The sequence below is a fragment of the Micromonospora sp. NPDC049645 genome (assembly GCF_040675155.1).
Classification (GTDB): domain Bacteria; phylum Actinomycetota; class Actinomycetes; order Mycobacteriales; family Micromonosporaceae; genus Micromonospora.
Window position 1 is genome coordinate 43,656 of sequence record NZ_JBFAOI010000011.1, and the last position, 13,912, is coordinate 57,567.

At 71.6% G+C, this 13,912-nt stretch carries 14 protein-coding genes; 2 read left to right on the top strand and 12 right to left on the bottom strand.

Features of this window, described 5'->3' with window-relative positions; all coding sequences use genetic code 11:
- Positions 1-6: 6 nt before the first annotated feature.
- Positions 7-897 carry an NmrA/HSCARG family protein gene (locus AB0J33_RS23000; RefSeq protein ID WP_363616073.1) on the bottom strand — a complete coding sequence of 297 codons (891 nt, stop codon included), beginning with the start codon at positions 895-897 and terminating at the stop codon, positions 7-9.
- Positions 898-983: 86 nt separating this feature from the next.
- On the opposite strand from AB0J33_RS23000, the gene AB0J33_RS23005 reads away from it, so the two are divergent.
- Positions 984-1,529 carry a helix-turn-helix domain-containing protein gene (locus tag AB0J33_RS23005; RefSeq protein ID WP_363616074.1) on the top strand — a complete coding sequence of 182 codons (546 nt, stop codon included), beginning with the start codon at positions 984-986 and terminating at the stop codon, positions 1,527-1,529.
- 122 nt (positions 1,530-1,651) lie between these two features.
- Here AB0J33_RS23005 and mctP read toward each other — a convergent pair whose 3' ends face one another.
- From mctP to AB0J33_RS23050, 9 genes are all read right to left on the bottom strand, one after another.
- A complete protein-coding gene (gene mctP / locus AB0J33_RS23010) occupies positions 1,652-3,301 on the bottom strand; it encodes a monocarboxylate uptake permease MctP (RefSeq protein ID WP_363616075.1) in 1,650 nt (549 codons plus the stop codon).
- Positions 3,301-3,543 carry a DUF3311 domain-containing protein gene (locus AB0J33_RS23015; protein ID WP_363616076.1) on the bottom strand — a complete coding sequence of 81 codons (243 nt, stop codon included), beginning with the start codon at positions 3,541-3,543 and terminating at the stop codon, positions 3,301-3,303. Before AB0J33_RS23015 ends, mctP begins: the two co-directional genes overlap by 1 nt.
- Positions 3,544-3,784: 241 nt before the next feature.
- Complete coding sequence (locus AB0J33_RS23020; protein WP_363616077.1) at positions 3,785-6,241, bottom strand: M14 family zinc carboxypeptidase; 2,457 nt, start codon at positions 6,239-6,241, stop codon at positions 3,785-3,787.
- Between the two features lie 111 nt (positions 6,242-6,352).
- On the bottom strand, positions 6,353-6,589 hold the full coding sequence (locus AB0J33_RS23025) for a putative leader peptide (RefSeq protein WP_363616078.1): 237 nt from the start codon (positions 6,587-6,589) through the stop codon (positions 6,353-6,355).
- Positions 6,523-7,701 carry a bifunctional RNase H/acid phosphatase gene (locus AB0J33_RS23030; protein WP_363616079.1) on the bottom strand — a complete coding sequence of 393 codons (1,179 nt, stop codon included), beginning with the start codon at positions 7,699-7,701 and terminating at the stop codon, positions 6,523-6,525. Before AB0J33_RS23030 ends, AB0J33_RS23025 begins: the two co-directional genes overlap by 67 nt.
- A gap of 3 nt (positions 7,702-7,704) precedes the next feature.
- Complete coding sequence (locus tag AB0J33_RS23035; protein ID WP_363616080.1) at positions 7,705-8,442, bottom strand: C4-type zinc ribbon domain-containing protein; 738 nt, start codon at positions 8,440-8,442, stop codon at positions 7,705-7,707.
- On the bottom strand, positions 8,432-9,304 hold the full coding sequence (locus AB0J33_RS23040) for a Nif3-like dinuclear metal center hexameric protein (protein WP_363616081.1): 873 nt from the start codon (positions 9,302-9,304) through the stop codon (positions 8,432-8,434). The genes AB0J33_RS23035 and AB0J33_RS23040 overlap by 11 nt, the downstream gene beginning before the upstream one ends.
- 81 nt (positions 9,305-9,385) lie before the next feature.
- The gene (locus AB0J33_RS23045) at positions 9,386-9,958 is read right to left on the bottom strand and encodes a flavoprotein (protein WP_363616082.1); all 573 of its coding nucleotides are present in this window, start codon (positions 9,956-9,958) and stop codon (positions 9,386-9,388) included.
- Positions 9,959-9,974: 16 nt separating this feature from the next.
- Positions 9,975-11,204, bottom strand: a complete 1,230-nt coding sequence (locus AB0J33_RS23050) for a helix-turn-helix domain-containing protein (protein ID WP_363616083.1) — start codon at positions 11,202-11,204, stop codon at positions 9,975-9,977.
- Positions 11,205-11,452: 248 nt separating this feature from the next.
- Between AB0J33_RS23050 and AB0J33_RS23055 the strand changes: the two genes are divergently transcribed.
- Positions 11,453-12,124, top strand: a complete 672-nt coding sequence (locus AB0J33_RS23055) for a bifunctional DNA primase/polymerase (RefSeq protein ID WP_363616234.1) — start codon at positions 11,453-11,455, stop codon at positions 12,122-12,124.
- Positions 12,125-12,532: 408 nt separating this feature from the next.
- On the opposite strand, the gene AB0J33_RS23060 is transcribed toward AB0J33_RS23055, so the two are convergent.
- Positions 12,533-13,255 carry an FAD:protein FMN transferase gene (locus tag AB0J33_RS23060; protein ID WP_363616235.1) on the bottom strand — a complete coding sequence of 241 codons (723 nt, stop codon included), beginning with the start codon at positions 13,253-13,255 and terminating at the stop codon, positions 12,533-12,535.
- A gap of 49 nt (positions 13,256-13,304) precedes the next feature.
- Positions 13,305-13,907: an FMN-binding protein gene (locus AB0J33_RS23065; RefSeq protein ID WP_363616084.1), complete on the bottom strand. Its 603-nt coding sequence runs from the start codon at positions 13,905-13,907 to the stop codon at positions 13,305-13,307.
- Positions 13,908-13,912 lie beyond the last annotated feature (5 nt).

Here is a 13,912-nt window from a genome sequence, read left to right on the forward strand (position 1 = left end):
ACCGGTTCAGGAGAACGTCCGCCGCGCCCACGTGCGGAAGTCAGTGGTGGGCAGGCCGAGGGCCCGGGTCGTCTCCGGACGGGCGGGGCTCCCGTTCTCGTTGATCTGCTCGACCGCGTTGACCATGGCGGGCAGCAGGCCACGCTCGACGGCCTGCTGCGGGGTGAGCACCGGCGCGGCGATCGCCCGGCCGGTGACCTCACTCAGGATGGCCGCGACCTCGGTCATGGTGAGCAGGTCACCGGCGAGTTCGACGTCCAGGCCGTCGAGCCTCCCCGGATTGGTGAACGCGGTCGCCGCGGCCTCGCCGATGTCGTCGACGGCGATCCACGGAATTCGGGTGTCCGCGGCGAAGCCGGTGATGATCGTGCCGCTGGACCAGTCGCCGAAGAGGTAGGACCAGCCGACGAGGTTCTCCATGAAGGTCGAGGGCTTGAGAACGGTCCAGTGCGCGAAGCCACCAGAGCGCACCATCTCGTCGATGGCCGCCTTGCTCTCCCAGTAGTGCCGGTCCCACCGGCCCTCGGCCCAGCCGGGCTGGTTGCGGTGGAAGTCGCCGGCACCCGAGACGCTGCTGTGCACGACGTGCGGCACGCCGGCCCGGCCCGCCGCCTCGACGACGTTGCGGCCACGGGTCAGCTCGGCGTCGCCCCGCAGGTCGGTCAGATCGGGATACGGGATGGAGAAGAGGCCGTCCATCCCGTCCGCCGCGGCGAGCAGCGACTCCACGTCGTCCAGGTCGCCCTTGACCAGTTCGGCCCCCCGATCCCGCAGCGCCTGGGCGCTGTCGGTGCCCGGATCACGGACCAGGGCACGAACGGGGACGCCCCGGTCCAGCAGCGCTCGGGCCGTGGCCCCGCCCTGCTTGCCCGTCGCGCCGATGACGAGAACAGCCATGATGCCTCCCGAGAAACAAGCGGGGTGGTACCCCACTTCTCGTCGGCTACGATATGGGGGACCACCCCGTTTCTGCAAGGCGGACCATGAGAGCGGACGCGCAGCGCAACTACGACCTCATCGTCACGGCAGCCGCCGAGGCGATCGCCCGCGACGGCGCGTACGCCTCGCTGGAGGAGATCGCCCGATCCGCCGGGGTGGGATCGGCGACCCTGCACCGGCACTTCCCCACCCGATGGTCGCTGCTCCAGGCGGTCTTCCGCGGCTGTGTCCGCAACCTGGCCGCGCGCGCCGGAGACCTGCTAACCGCCCCGGACGCCCTCGACGCGCTGACGACCTGGCTGCACGAGGTCACCGCGTACGCCACGACGACCCGCGGCCTCGCGGATTCGCTCCTGAACGAGCCCACCGAGGAGACCGATGCCTGCGGCGCGATGCTCGTCACCGCCGGTGAACCACTGCTGCGCCGAGCCGCCGACGAGGGTTCGGTACGGCCCGACGTCACCATGGCCGACCTGATGATCCTCGCCAACGGCATCTCGCTGGCGGCGCAACCGATGGGCGCGGCCAAGGCGGAACACCTGCTGACCCTCGCCCTGCAAGGAATCGGCCCAGCGCCCCAACCGCGCTGAAACCCCCGCTCCCGTCGATCATGGAGTTGTGGTGGGGGACGACTGCCGTGAACAGCCGTCAATCGGGCACCACAACTCCATGATCGACGCGTAAGGGCGCGGGGCGCGGGGACGGGGCGGGGTTAGGCGACTGGTTCGGGGGTTGCGTTGGCGTCGCGGTCGGTGCCGGGGGTGACGCGGGGGTCGCCCTCGTCGGCGAAGTAGTCGTCCGGCTGGGTGCCGTCGACTCCCTCCTCGACCTTCACGGCCCGCAGCGCCAACGTCACCAGCGCCGCCACGGCCAGGTTGACCACCACCGCCACGATGCCGACGTAGATGGTCCGGGTGGTGTCGAACCCGAACTCCGACAGCGGGAACGCCGAGCCGCCGAAGTGCTTCCGGGTCGGGCTGGCCACCTGGTAGAGCATCCACATGCCCAGGCCCATGCCGACCGCCCAGCCGACGATCAGGCCGGTGCGGTGGAACCAGCGGGTGTAGAGGCCCAGCGCCACCGCCGGCAGCGTCTGCAGGATGATCACGCCGCCGATCAGCTGGAGGTCGATGGAGAACTGCGGGTCGAGGAACACGATGCAGGCCACCGCGCCGACCTTCACCACCAGCGAGGTGATCTTCGAGACGTTCGCCTCCTGGGCCGGGGAGGCGTCCCGCTTCAGGTACTCCTTGTAGATGTTGCGGGTGAACAGGTTCGCCGCCGCGATCGACATGATCGCCGCGGGCACCAGCGCGCCGATGCCGATCGCCGCGTACGCGACACCGGCGAACCAGTCCGGGAACTGCTGGTCGAACAGCAACGGCACGACGGTGTTGTTGTCCACACTGCCGGCCGAAGCCCCGGGCAACGGCTTCACGCCGGCCGCGATGGCCATGTAACCGAGCAGCGCGATCAGCCCGAGCAGCAGGCTGTACGCGGGCAGCGCCGACATGTTCCGCTTGATCACGTCACGGTTCTTGCTGGCCAGCACACCGGTGATGCTGTGCGGGTAGAGGAAGAGCGCCAACGCCGAGCCGAGCGCCAACGTCACGTACTGAAGCTGGTTGTTGCCGTTGAGCAGGATGCCGTCGTTCGGGTTGGGTGAGGCGTCGAACTTCGCGTCGGCGGCGGCGAAGATGTCCCCCCAACCGCCCAGCTTGTACGGCAGGTAGACGATCGCCACCAGGATCACGATGTAGATCAGGCTGTCCTTGACGAACGCGATCAGCGCGGGCGCGCGCAGCCCCGACTGGTACGTGTAGGCGGCCAGGATGGCGAACGCGATGATGATCGGCAGGTGCCGGGCCAGCGCGTTGTCGCCGGTGACGCCCATCGTCTTGAGCACCGCCTCGATGCCGACCAGCTGCAACGCGATGTACGGCATGGTGGCGACGATGCCGGTGATCGCGATCAGCAGCGCCAGCACCGGCGAGTCGAACCGGTTGCGGACGAAGTCGGCCGGTGTGACGAACCCGTGCCGGTGCGACACCGACCAGAGCCGCACCAGCACCAGGAAGACCAGCGGGTAGATGACGATGGTGTACGGCACGGCGAAGAACCCGGCCGCGCCGGCACCGAACATCAACGCCGGCACCGCCACGAAGGTGTACGCGGTGTAGAGGTCACCGCCGACCAGGAACCAGGTGATCCAGCCGCCGAAGCTGCGTCCGCCCAACCCCCACTCGTCCAGGTGCGCCATGTCCTTCGGTGCCCGCCACCGGGCGGCCACGAAGCCCATCGCGCTGACCAGCAGGAAAAGGAACGTGAAGACGATGATCTCGGTGAGATGGTCACGCCACATCAGGAGTCACCCCGCTTCTTCGTCATCTGGTAGACCAACGTGGTGGTGCCGACGCCGAGCAGGATGAAGGCCAGTTGCAGCCAGTAGAAGCGCGGGAAGCCGAAGACCCGGGGCGAGTCGCCATTGAAGAAGACCGGGATCAGCGGCACCACGATGGGGATGAAGAGCAACCAGTTCCAGGGGCTGTGGTCCTTCGCCCTGGACGGCGCCGTGGCGGGCGCCTCCGGTTCGGGTGCAGTCATCTGACACACCTCCGGGGAGTCGAGGCATTCGCTGTAACGGCCGGAGGCTACGACTCTGTGACGGCGGTCACTGTGCCCGTCCGGAGGGTGCTGCGCCGAACGGCCGGTCGGGTGCGCCGAACGGCCTACCCGGCTCGCCCGAGGGATGAGCGGGTGCGGCTGGCCGTCGACGGCGTGGGGCCCGGGTGCGGTTCGCACCCGGGCCCCGACAACTGCCGATCGCTGGCTCACCCAGCCGGGGTCAGCGCTGCGCCACCCAGAGCAGAGCCCGGCCGAGCTGCGGTTGCAGGCCCTTCGGGTGCAGGCGGAACGTCGGGTCGGTGCCGAACAGCACGACACCGTTGCCGGCGGTGGAGACGCCCCGCACGATGCTGGCCTGGTTGGCCGCCGCGGCCTGCCCGTTGGCACCGTCGGTGGCCCACCAGCCGGAGAGCAGCGGGTCGGCGGCATACGACTGCTCGACCTCGACGCCCGCGCCCAGACCGGTGAACCAGACGGGCTGGCTGATGAACGCGTGCGATATGGCCGAGGTGGTGACCGGTCCCCCGTTGTTGACGATGTTGGCCACCCCGCTGGCCAGGCTTGGCGCGGCGGTGGCGGTCACGGTCAGCAGCGCGGCGGCGTTGCTGAAGGACGCCCCGGCGGTGCCCAGGCCGACCACACCGCCGCCACGGGCGAGGAAGCGGTCCAGCGCCGCCCGGTTCTCGGCGGTCAGGTTCGCCAGGTTGACGTTGTCAGCGACCAGCAGGACGTCCACGTCCTCGGTCAACGTGCCGGTGAGCGTCGCGGCGGTCAGCGCCCGCGCCTCGAACCCGAGGTCGGTGAGGGTGTCGCGCTCCTCGACCGAACCGAGATAACCGACCACGACCCGGTCCAGCCGGGTGCCCCGCCAACGGGCCGGCGCGCGCTCGAAGCTGACCGCGTGGGCGCGGACCTCCGCAGCGGCCAGCCTGCGGTTGGTCGGGGTGCCGGGGACGACCACCGACCCGTCCGCGAGCCGGTGAACCTCGACACCCTTGGCGAGCAGCGAGTTCACCGCGAGCAGATCGGCGGCGTCACGGAGATCCAGGCGCAGGTCGGACCACCCGGCGGGCAGCGCGCCCTCGGCGCGCCCGTCGTAGGTGCGCTCCAGGCGTACCCGGGGCAGGTTGTCCCACACCGTGTCGACCGTGGCGCCCCAGGTGAGCCCCTGGCTCCAGGCGGCCGGGCCGGCGTACAGGTCGTTCACCCGGTCGGTGATGTCCGCGCCCGGTTCGAGCAGCGAGTTGACCAGGCCGCGCTTGGGTTGGTGCAGGTCGACGACGTACGAGCCGGCCTGGTAGCGCTTTCCGCCGGCGGTGAACGCCTGCTTCGCCCGCCACACCCGGCCACCGCTGCTGATCAGCAGATCGACCAGACGGGCCGCGGCCGGCTCGGAGCGCTGGCCGGTGCCGCTCGGAATGACGTACGCCCGGGGGAAGGTGGTGTGGTAGTTGTCCTCCGGCCCCCAGCCCGGCACGTAGCCGTCGGGGATGTCCCGCAACGGCTCACCGGCCAGGCCACGGCGGTAGACCTCGGCCTGGTCGTGCAACACCTCGGCCCGGTGCTCCTGGATGTAGCGCAGCGAGGTGCGGATCGCCACCTCGTGCACGTCGGTGTTGATACCGGAGCGGCGTACCCGCTCGGCCGGGGTGAGCGTGCTGCCGCGCGGGTTGAGCGGCGCCTCGATGGTGTAGGGGATGCTGCTCTGCAACATGGCGAAGGACGGCACGTAGATCGGCGGGAAGTCGTCCCACACGCCGGGTTCGTCGTCGCGGAACGGGATCCGGGCCCGCTGCGTCTCGGCGTACCCGAGGCCGCGCAGGTCCTCCTCGATCGCCAACGCGTTGGGCAGGCCGTGCTTGATGTACAGGTCGTACTCGTTGTTGACGTTGTGCGGTGGGGTGCTGGGGTGCAGCAGGGTCGGGTTGACGTACCCGTGCAGGTCCAACGTGATGATCGGCTTGGTGTCGATGATCAGGTTACGGATGAGGTTGGTCTCGGGCTGCGCGACGATGGTCAGGTCGCGGTTGAGGTCGTAGCCGGCCGAGTTGGCCCGGGTGCCGGCGACCCGACCGTCCGGGTTCGAGGTGATGTTGAAGACCAGCCGGTTACGTCGCAGCAGCTCGGCGACCTCCGGGCTGCGGTCGGTGGCGAACTGCTCGATGACCCGCAGCGCCGCGTCGGTACCCTCCCACTCGTTGCCGTGGATGTTGGCGTTGACGAACAGCGGGGTCTTGTAGCCGGCCAGCAGCTGGCGGTCCCGCTGCGCCCGGGAGGGCTCGTCCTCGATGAGCCGCTTCCAGGTTTCCTGCTGCCGCGCCTCGGCGCGACTCTCCGGCGCGGTCACGGTGACCGCGTACAGGTCGTAGCCGCCGGCGGACTTCCCGGCGACCCGGGCGGAGACCCGGTCGCTGGCCCGCTGGAGCGCGTTCAGCTTCGGCGCGATCTCGTCGTACGGGATCACGCCGATCGGGATGGACGCGTCGGCCGGGTTGTCCGGCCAGACCGGGAGGGTGCTCTGGCGGGGGTAGCCGCGGACATCGGAGAGGTCGACGGGGGTCGGCGGCACCGTGGGCAGCGAGGTGGCGAACGCCGGCCCGGTCAGGGTCACCGTGGCGAGCAGCGCGGTGCTCACCGCGGTCGCGGTGAGCACGGATAAGCGTCGTGCGGACAGCATGAACGGATCTCCTGTCGGAGGGGTACGCGCAGGCGGACGCGCCGCGGGGCCGGAGACCAGCGGGGAATGGGAAACGCCTGCAGCGTGCGAGAGGGAGGGAGGAACCCGGCGTCAGATGGGGCGTCGACAGGCGGCGCTGGCGACGCGCAGGAGGTCGATGTGACCCCGCTTCGTCAGGTGAACGCTTCGCACGAACCGATCGTGAATCGGCGTCCATCCACTGTCAACAGATTCCCCACAGGTTCGGGCCCGTAGGCCAAAACCCTCCCGACAGATGGGAATTAGTCGATCTTGGAGAGATGGGCGGTGTCGTTGACCGTCCGCACGGCCACACCGCCGTCGGGCCACAGGTCGAGCACCGAGATGCCGGCCGCGTCCAGGAAGAGCCGGTGCAGGAAACCGTCGCCGGCCGCGAGGGCGTCGCGCAGCACCAGCTTGATCGGCGAGACGTGCGAGACGACCACCACGGTCTCACCGGGGTACGCGGTGAGCAGCCCGGTGACGACGCGGTGCGCGCGTTCGGCGACGTGGGTGAACGACTCCCCGCCCGGCGGCGCGATCCGGGGTGAGGCGAGCCAGGCGTCCATCTCGCCCGGCCATCCCTCACGTACCTCGGCGAAGGTGCGCCCCTCCCACTGGCCGAAGTCGCACTCGATCAGGTCGTCCTCGGTGCGGACCGGCACGTCGCCGAGCGCCCCGGCGATCGCCGCCGCGGTGGCCGTACACCGGGAGAGCGGTGAACTGAGCACGGCCGCGACGGACGGGGCCAGCTCGGCCACCCGGGCGGCGGTGGCCACGGCCTGGGCCCGGCCGCGCTCGGACAGCGGCACGTCGCCGCGCCCGGAGTAGCGCCGCTGCTCGGTGTACGGGGTCTCGCCGTGCCGGACCAGGATCAGCCGGGTGGCGGTGAAGCTCGGCCGCGGCTCCCAGGAGACCGGCGCGGTCGCCGGGTCGCTGCCGACGATCGGGGCGGCGGACGTCGTCGAGGGCTGCTCCGAAGCCGCCGTCGTCGCGGCACGGGCGGGCGCCGCGCTCGCCGGGGGGCGGCCCGCGGCGGCGTCCATGGCGGCGTTGGCGAGCGCGTCGGCGTGCCGGTTCTGCTCGCGCGGGATCCAGCTGAACCGGACCGCGGCGAAGCGGCCCACCAACGCGGCGGCCTGGGCGGCGAGGGGGCGCAGGCCGGGGTGCTTGATCTGCCACCGGCCGCACATCTGCTCGACCACCAGCTTGGAGTCCATCCGGACGTCCACCTCGGCGGCGCCCAGCTCGGCGGCGGCGGTCAACCCGGCGATCAACCCCTGGTACTCGGCGACGTTGTTGGTGGCCGTGCCGAGCGACTCGGAACGCTCCGCGAGCACCTCACCGGTCTCCGGGTCGCGCACCACCGCGCCGTAGCCGGCGGGGCCGGGGTTGCCCCGGGACCCGCCGTCGGCCTCGACGGAGACCACGCGCGGCGCCACGACCTACAGGCCCGACTCGTTGGTGCGGACCATGATCCGTCGGCAGTCCTCGCAGCGGACCACGTCGTCGGGGGCGGCCTCGCGGATGCGGGCCAGGTCGGCGCCGGACAGCTCCAGGCGGCACCCGCCGCAGCGGCCCGCGGTGAGCAGCGCGGCACCCAGCCCGGTGTCCTCGCGGATCTTGTCGTAGAGGGTGACCAGGTCGCTCGGGAGGTCGGCGGCGAGCGGCTGACGAGCCCCCCGCTTGAACTCCTCCTCCTTGGCGATCTCGGCCAGCGCCTCGTCGCGGCGCTGCTCGGTCGCGGCCCGCTTGTCGCGGGTCTCGGCCAGCCGCTGCTCCACGCCGTCCAGCACGCCCTGCGCGGTCTCCCGCTGCTCCATCAGCTCCAGCTCGGCGTCCTCCAGGTCGCCCTGGCGGCGCTTCAGCGAGACCAGCTCGTGCTGGAGTGCCTCCAGCTCGCGGGCGGGGCCGGTGCCGGCGGCCAGCCGGTTCTCGTCCTTCTCCTTGCGGGCCCGGACCTGCTCGACGTCCTTCTCCAACCGGGCGATGTCCCGGTCCAGGTCGTCGACGGCCACCTGGGCGCGTACCCGCTCGTCCTCCATCGACGACAACTCCCGGGCCAGCGACTCCAGCTCGGCCCGCTCAGGCAGCGACCGCCGGCGGTGGGCGAGCTGGGCGAGGTTGGTGTCGATCGCCTGGAGGTCGAGCAGGCGGCGCTGCACCTGAGGGTCAGCCTTCACGGTCGGGCTCCTTGTCGTCCACAACGGGTGCGGCGGCGTGCACGGTCCACGGGTCGGTGTCCAGGTCGGACACCAGCGTCTCGACGCCCAGCGCCTCCCGGAGGAAGGCGGCCAGGTCGTCCAGCCACGGTCGTTCGGTCGCCCAGTGGGCGGCGTCGATCAGGGCGGGACCATCGGCGGCGAGGTGCTCGCCGGCCGGGTGGTGCCGCAGGTCGGCGGTGAGGAACGCGTCCACCCCGGCGGCGGTCGCGGCGCCGAGGAAGCTGTCCCCCGACCCGCCGCTGACGGCGAGGGTACGAACCATACGCCCGGGATCCCCCGCCGCGCGAACTCCCCAGGACGTGACGGGTAGCACGGCGGCGGCGTGCCGGGTCAGCTCGGCGAGGGTCATCGGCTCGGGCAGCTCACCGATCCGGCCGAAACCGCGGTCGTCGCCGTGGGCGGGCGAGCCGGGCGCGGGCCGCTGGAGCGGGCGCAGCCCGGTGAGCCCGAAGCGCGCGGCGAGGGCGTCGGAGACGCCCGGGGCGGCGACGTCGGCGTTGGTGTGCGCCGCGTAGAGCGCCAGCCCGGCCCGGATCATCTGGTGGATGATCCGCCCCTTGAAGGTGGTCGCCGCGACCGACGACACCCCGCGCAGCAGCAGCGGGTGATGCGAGACGATCATGTCCGCGTCGGCAGCCAGCGCTTCGGCGACCGTCTCGGGCACCACGTCGACCACGCAGAGGATCCGGCGGACCGGGGCGGCCGGCTCGCCCAGCACCAGGCCAACCCGGTCCCACTCCTCCGCCCAGACCGGCGGAAAACACCGTTCCAGCTCGGCCACCACGTCGGCCACGGTCGGGGCGGATCCGCTTGTGCTCACGGCGGGCCAGCTTACCGGCGTGGAGGCCGCTGGACGGTGTCACCCGGCCCGGCCGGCTGGGCGGAAGGTGTGCCGTACGCGCTAGGCGGCGCTCCAGGAGACCGGGCGCAGCGCCGCCAGCGGCATCGCCCAGGGGAAGGTGTGCAGGTGCTGCTCCCCCGTTCCGGGCGGGTGCAGGGCGATCACGTCGTCACCGAAGAGCACCGTGACGCCCCACTCGGCCAACCGGGCCACCCCGGCCCGGAACGCCGGGTGGCAGGCCATCGCCACGTTGGTGTACGGCACGGCCACGATGGGGACCCCCTTGCCCTGGGCCTCGACCAGCAGCCCGAGCGCCAGGGTGTCGGTGATCCCGGCGGCCCACTTGTTGACCGTGTTGACGGTGGCCGGGCAGACGATCATGGCGTCGGCGGGCGGCAGCACGTCCGGGTCACCGGGATTCTTGTAGTGCGTCCGCACCGGGTGGCCGGTCTGCCGGATCAGGGCCGACTGGTCCACGAACTTCGCGCCGTCCGGCGTGGTGACCACGCAGACGTCCCACCCATCCTGTTGGGCGAGGTCGACCAGACGACCGACGTGCCGGGCCAGCGGCGAACCGCAGGCGATGACGTAGAGCACCGCGCGGTGCCCGCTGTTGCGCGTCGCACCGGCCATCACACCGGCTCCGCGCTCATACCCCTACTCCCATGTGCTCAGCCAACTCCGCTACCGGAGAAGGCGGCGCACCACGTGTGCGACGCAGGATGTCGGACATCACCTCGTGCGCGATCGGCCGGCAGCGGATCTCCGACGGAGCGAGTCGATCGCCGAGCAGCAGCATCTCGCCGGCGTTGGCCACGTCGCCCATCTGGGCGTACCCGCGGGCGATGTCGAGCAGGTGGTGGGCGCGACGTTCGGGCAGCAGCGCGTTGAAGGCGGGCTCCGCGATGCGCAGCTGGTGCACCTCCACGGCCCGGCCCCCGTCGCCCAGCTCCACCGCGGCGGCGGCCCGGTGCAGCTCGACGTTGGTCGGGCCGAACGACGTCCAGTAGTGGTTGTGGTCGCCGCCGAGCAGGGTGGCGGCCTCCTGCGCGCAGTTGATCAGGTCGTCGACGCTTGCCGAGTCGCCGATGCGGGACGCGGCCATCGCGCCCTGGAGCAGCAGCATCCCGTAGACGGAGAGCCGGGCCGGGGAGACCTGGTTGCTCCCACCCGGCGCCAGCCGGTTGGCGATCTGGACGTTCAGCTCCAGCGCGGGCCGGGCCCGGCCCATCGCGACCAGGGCGTTGCAGACCCGGGTGGTGGCGATCCCGGCCAGCAGCGGGTCGTCGGCCCGCTGGGCCACCGCCATCGACCGGTCGGCGGCCAACCAGGCCAGCTCGCACTCGCCGAGCTTGCGCAGCACCGAGGAGGCGATCTGGTAGACCTGCCCGAGCAGGTGCGCCGCCTCGGCGGCCTGCTCACCGCCGTAGGCGGCGTCGGCCGCCTGGGCGTCGCGCAGCAGCTTGGGCAGCGCCCGGGTGAGCATGCCGTAACGGCCGTACTGGTAGGTGAGCCAGGCGTGGTTGACGGCCTTGCGCATGTCGTCCAGCGGCGGCGGGTACGGCACCGCGTCGAAGTACGCACTCATCGAGTCGTAGCGTTCCAGCGCCGCCCGGATCTCCTGCACCTCGACCTGGTCGATGCAGTTCAGCGCGTCGGTGCGGCGCTCCGGATCCTTGCCCATGAGCAGTTGCACGTCGACCTGGAGGATGTCGGCGATCTCGTAGAGGACGGAGAACTTGTCCAACCTACGGACGCCACGCTCGACCTTGTCCACCCAGCTCTTGGACTTGCCCAGCCGGTCCGCGAAGACCTGCTGCGACATCTTGCGTCGCCCCCGCCAATAGGCCACTCGCCGCCCTATGGGTAGCTCGTCCATCTCCCCATCCTCCCCTGCCACCGACGACCAATCGAGTCGGGGCGATGTCCGCGGGTGCGGCGGTTGCTGTTCACTTTCACGTTTTCGCTGGTCGCACAGGATGTACGTCAGCCGTACAGCTAGTCCTCGTACTTTTCGTGCAAGTTGCACGAGCCGTTCGTCAACCTCAACGATCGTGGGTTACGGCAGTGACGGTGCTCGACATGCGACCTGGCGAACGCCGGGCCCGACGAGAGGAGTTGGCACACATGTGGGGGAACGTCGGACCGCGCGTTGCCGAACTGTCGCCGCTGGAACGGGTCCGGCTGCGCCGGGTCGCCATCCGGTACGCCGCACACGGCTGGGAGGTGACCCCGGGCGCCTGCCTGGCCCGCAGTCGTTTCGTCTGCGGCCGGGCCGGCTGTCCCACCGTGGGCTGCCACCCCGCCCTGGAGAACTGGGAACTGGCCGCCAGCGCCGACCCGGCCCGGGTGGCGACCTGGTGGCGGAGCCGACCGCACGGGGTGCTGCTTCCCACCGGCCGGGCCTTCGACGTGCTGGAGGTGCCCGCCCACCTCGGCCGGCACGTGCTCGACGCGGTCCAGATCCACCCGGCCGGCACCGGCGTACGCGGGCCGGTGCTGGTCACGCCCACCGGGCGGTGGATGTTCCTGGTCCGCCCCGGCGACCCGCTCCGGCCGGAGTTGGAGCACTGCTTCCACGTGGTCCGGCACGGACCGGGTTCGTGGATCCCCGCGCCGCCCACCCGGCTGCCGGAGGGCACGGTCCGTTGGGCGGTCGCCCCGGAGCAGGCCCGTTGGCAACTTCCGGATTCGTACCTCGTGCAGAACACCTTGATCGGGGCGCTGCGCGCCGCCGGGGTGACGCTCGCCCCCGACCTGCTCCCCGGTCACCTGCCACTGCCCCGACGTGGCATGTGAAACCGCGATTCCATCCGGTGCCCGACAGCGTCGCCGGCACGCCGGTCCTCGTTGAGAGGGAGACGGCGCGAACGCGCGCCACGAACGGGGGAACGATGTCCAGCAACGACAGAGCGCCGCACCCCGGCGGCACGGAGCCGCCCCGGCGCAGCCACCCACGGCACCGCTGGGCCGGCACCCGGCCGTCCGGCTCCCGCCCCGGCCGCCCACGCCCCACCGGCTCCCGCCCCGCCGGCACCCACCGCCCCCTCCGCTAGCCGCCCCACCCCGGCCCCGCCCCGCCCACCGTCGCCGATCTTGCACTTCCTGTCGCGACAATCTCCGCACCAAGGGACAAAAGGACAACCCAAAGTGCAAGATCGCGGGGGCGGAGGTTGCGGGCGCGGAGGGCGGGGCGGGGGGCGGGGGTTAGTCGGTCAGGGGGAGGGTTGTGGAGTGGTACTGGCGGGCGTTGTCGGTTATCGCCGCGTGGGTGTGGTCGTCCAGGCGGGCCAGCCAGCCCAGACCGGGGGTGCCCATGGCCAGGGCGGCGGTGGCGTACGCGTCGGCCACCCCGAGGTCGGTGCCGACCACGGTGACCGAGCGCAGCCCACTGGCCGGTGCGCCCCGGCGCGGGTCCAACACGTGCCGGCCCCGCTCGTAGACGCCGGACGTGGCGACGGCCAGGTCCGTCCCGGTGAGCACCAGGCAGGCCGCCATCGCGTCCCACGGATGGCGGATGCCGATGCGCCACGGCTCCCCGGACGGTGACAGACCCCGCACCCGTACGTCCCCGCCGGCGTTCACGCAGTGGTTGACGGCACCGGCGGCGACGAGGCGGTCCGAGGCGACCTGAGCCGCCCAGCCCTTGACGAAGCCGGACGGGTCGAGCCGACCGGTGGCGTACGCGTCGAAGAACCCGTCGGTGGCCCCCCACAGGTCGGCGCAGGTCTCCAGCACGTACCGCAGGTCCGCGGACGCCTCGGAGAGCAGCACCTCACCCCGGTCGAAACGGCACACCTCGCTGTCCGGCCGGTACGTGCTGAACCGCCCGTCCACCTCGTGCATCCAGGCGAAGACCTCATCCGCCAACTCGCGCAGCGTCGCCAGTGGCAGATCGTCGGCGAGGTCCAGGGTGATCGTCGTACCCATGATCTGTTCGACCCGGCACAGCCCGGGTCGGGTCAGCGTGGCCCGCACGTCAGAACGCCTGCTCGATGGCGGACCGCAGCGACTGCTTGTAGGAGTTGCTGGTCTCGGTGGCCCCGGAGACGGTGTTGAGGTTGGCGTTCTGCTTCTTCACCACCTCGCCGCCGCTGCCGTCGTAGCTGTTGCGGACGTCGCCGCTGTGGATGTCGGATTCGCCGCCGCTGGGCAGTGACAGCGCGACCGCCTCGACGATCCGGTTACCCGAGACCACGATCTGCACCTGCACGTACCCGTACTCGTTCTCGAAGCCGTTGCCGGTGACCCGGCGCGTGGTCGGCTGCGCCGCCTTGGTGGTCCGGGGTGCGGACGGCGCTTTCGTGGTGGTGCGGGTGCCGGACGGGCGGGCGGTGGTCTTGCCGGGCTTGGGCGACACCGGCGCGTCGGCGGTCTTCGACGCCGTGGGCGCCTCGCCCGTCGAATCGGTGACCGGCGCGGCCGGGTCGGCGGTCGGGTCGACACCCGGCGCGCTGGGGTTGACCGGCTGGGCGGTCGGCAGGTTCTGGGCGACCTGGTTGGTGGCCGGGGAGCCCTTGAGCACCACCAGCGCGGTGGTGCTGGCGGCCAGGCCGGTGATCGCGAGGAACGCGCGACGCATGGGGG

Bases quoted from the DNA above. Each gene is read 5' to 3' on its own strand.
- AB0J33_RS23000 (WP_363616073.1), bottom strand. From the start codon at position 897: ATGGCTGTTCTCGTCATCGGCGCGACGGGCAAGCAGGGCGGGGCCACG.
- AB0J33_RS23005 (WP_363616074.1), top strand. From the start codon at position 984: ATGAGAGCGGACGCGCAGCGCAACTACGACCTCATCGTCACGGCAGCC.
- mctP (WP_363616075.1), bottom strand. From the start codon at position 3,301: ATGTGGCGTGACCATCTCACCGAGATCATCGTCTTCACGTTCCTTTTC.
- AB0J33_RS23015 (WP_363616076.1), bottom strand. From the start codon at position 3,543: ATGACTGCACCCGAACCGGAGGCGCCCGCCACGGCGCCGTCCAGGGCG.
- AB0J33_RS23020 (WP_363616077.1), bottom strand. From the start codon at position 6,241: ATGCTGTCCGCACGACGCTTATCCGTGCTCACCGCGACCGCGGTGAGC.
- AB0J33_RS23045 (WP_363616082.1), bottom strand. From the start codon at position 9,958: ATGGCCGGTGCGACGCGCAACAGCGGGCACCGCGCGGTGCTCTACGTC.
- AB0J33_RS23050 (WP_363616083.1), bottom strand. From the start codon at position 11,204: ATGGACGAGCTACCCATAGGGCGGCGAGTGGCCTATTGGCGGGGGCGA.
- AB0J33_RS23055 (WP_363616234.1), top strand. From the start codon at position 11,453: ATGTGGGGGAACGTCGGACCGCGCGTTGCCGAACTGTCGCCGCTGGAA.
- AB0J33_RS23060 (WP_363616235.1), bottom strand. From the start codon at position 13,255: ATGGGTACGACGATCACCCTGGACCTCGCCGACGATCTGCCACTGGCG.
- AB0J33_RS23065 (WP_363616084.1), bottom strand. From the start codon at position 13,907: ATGCGTCGCGCGTTCCTCGCGATCACCGGCCTGGCCGCCAGCACCACC.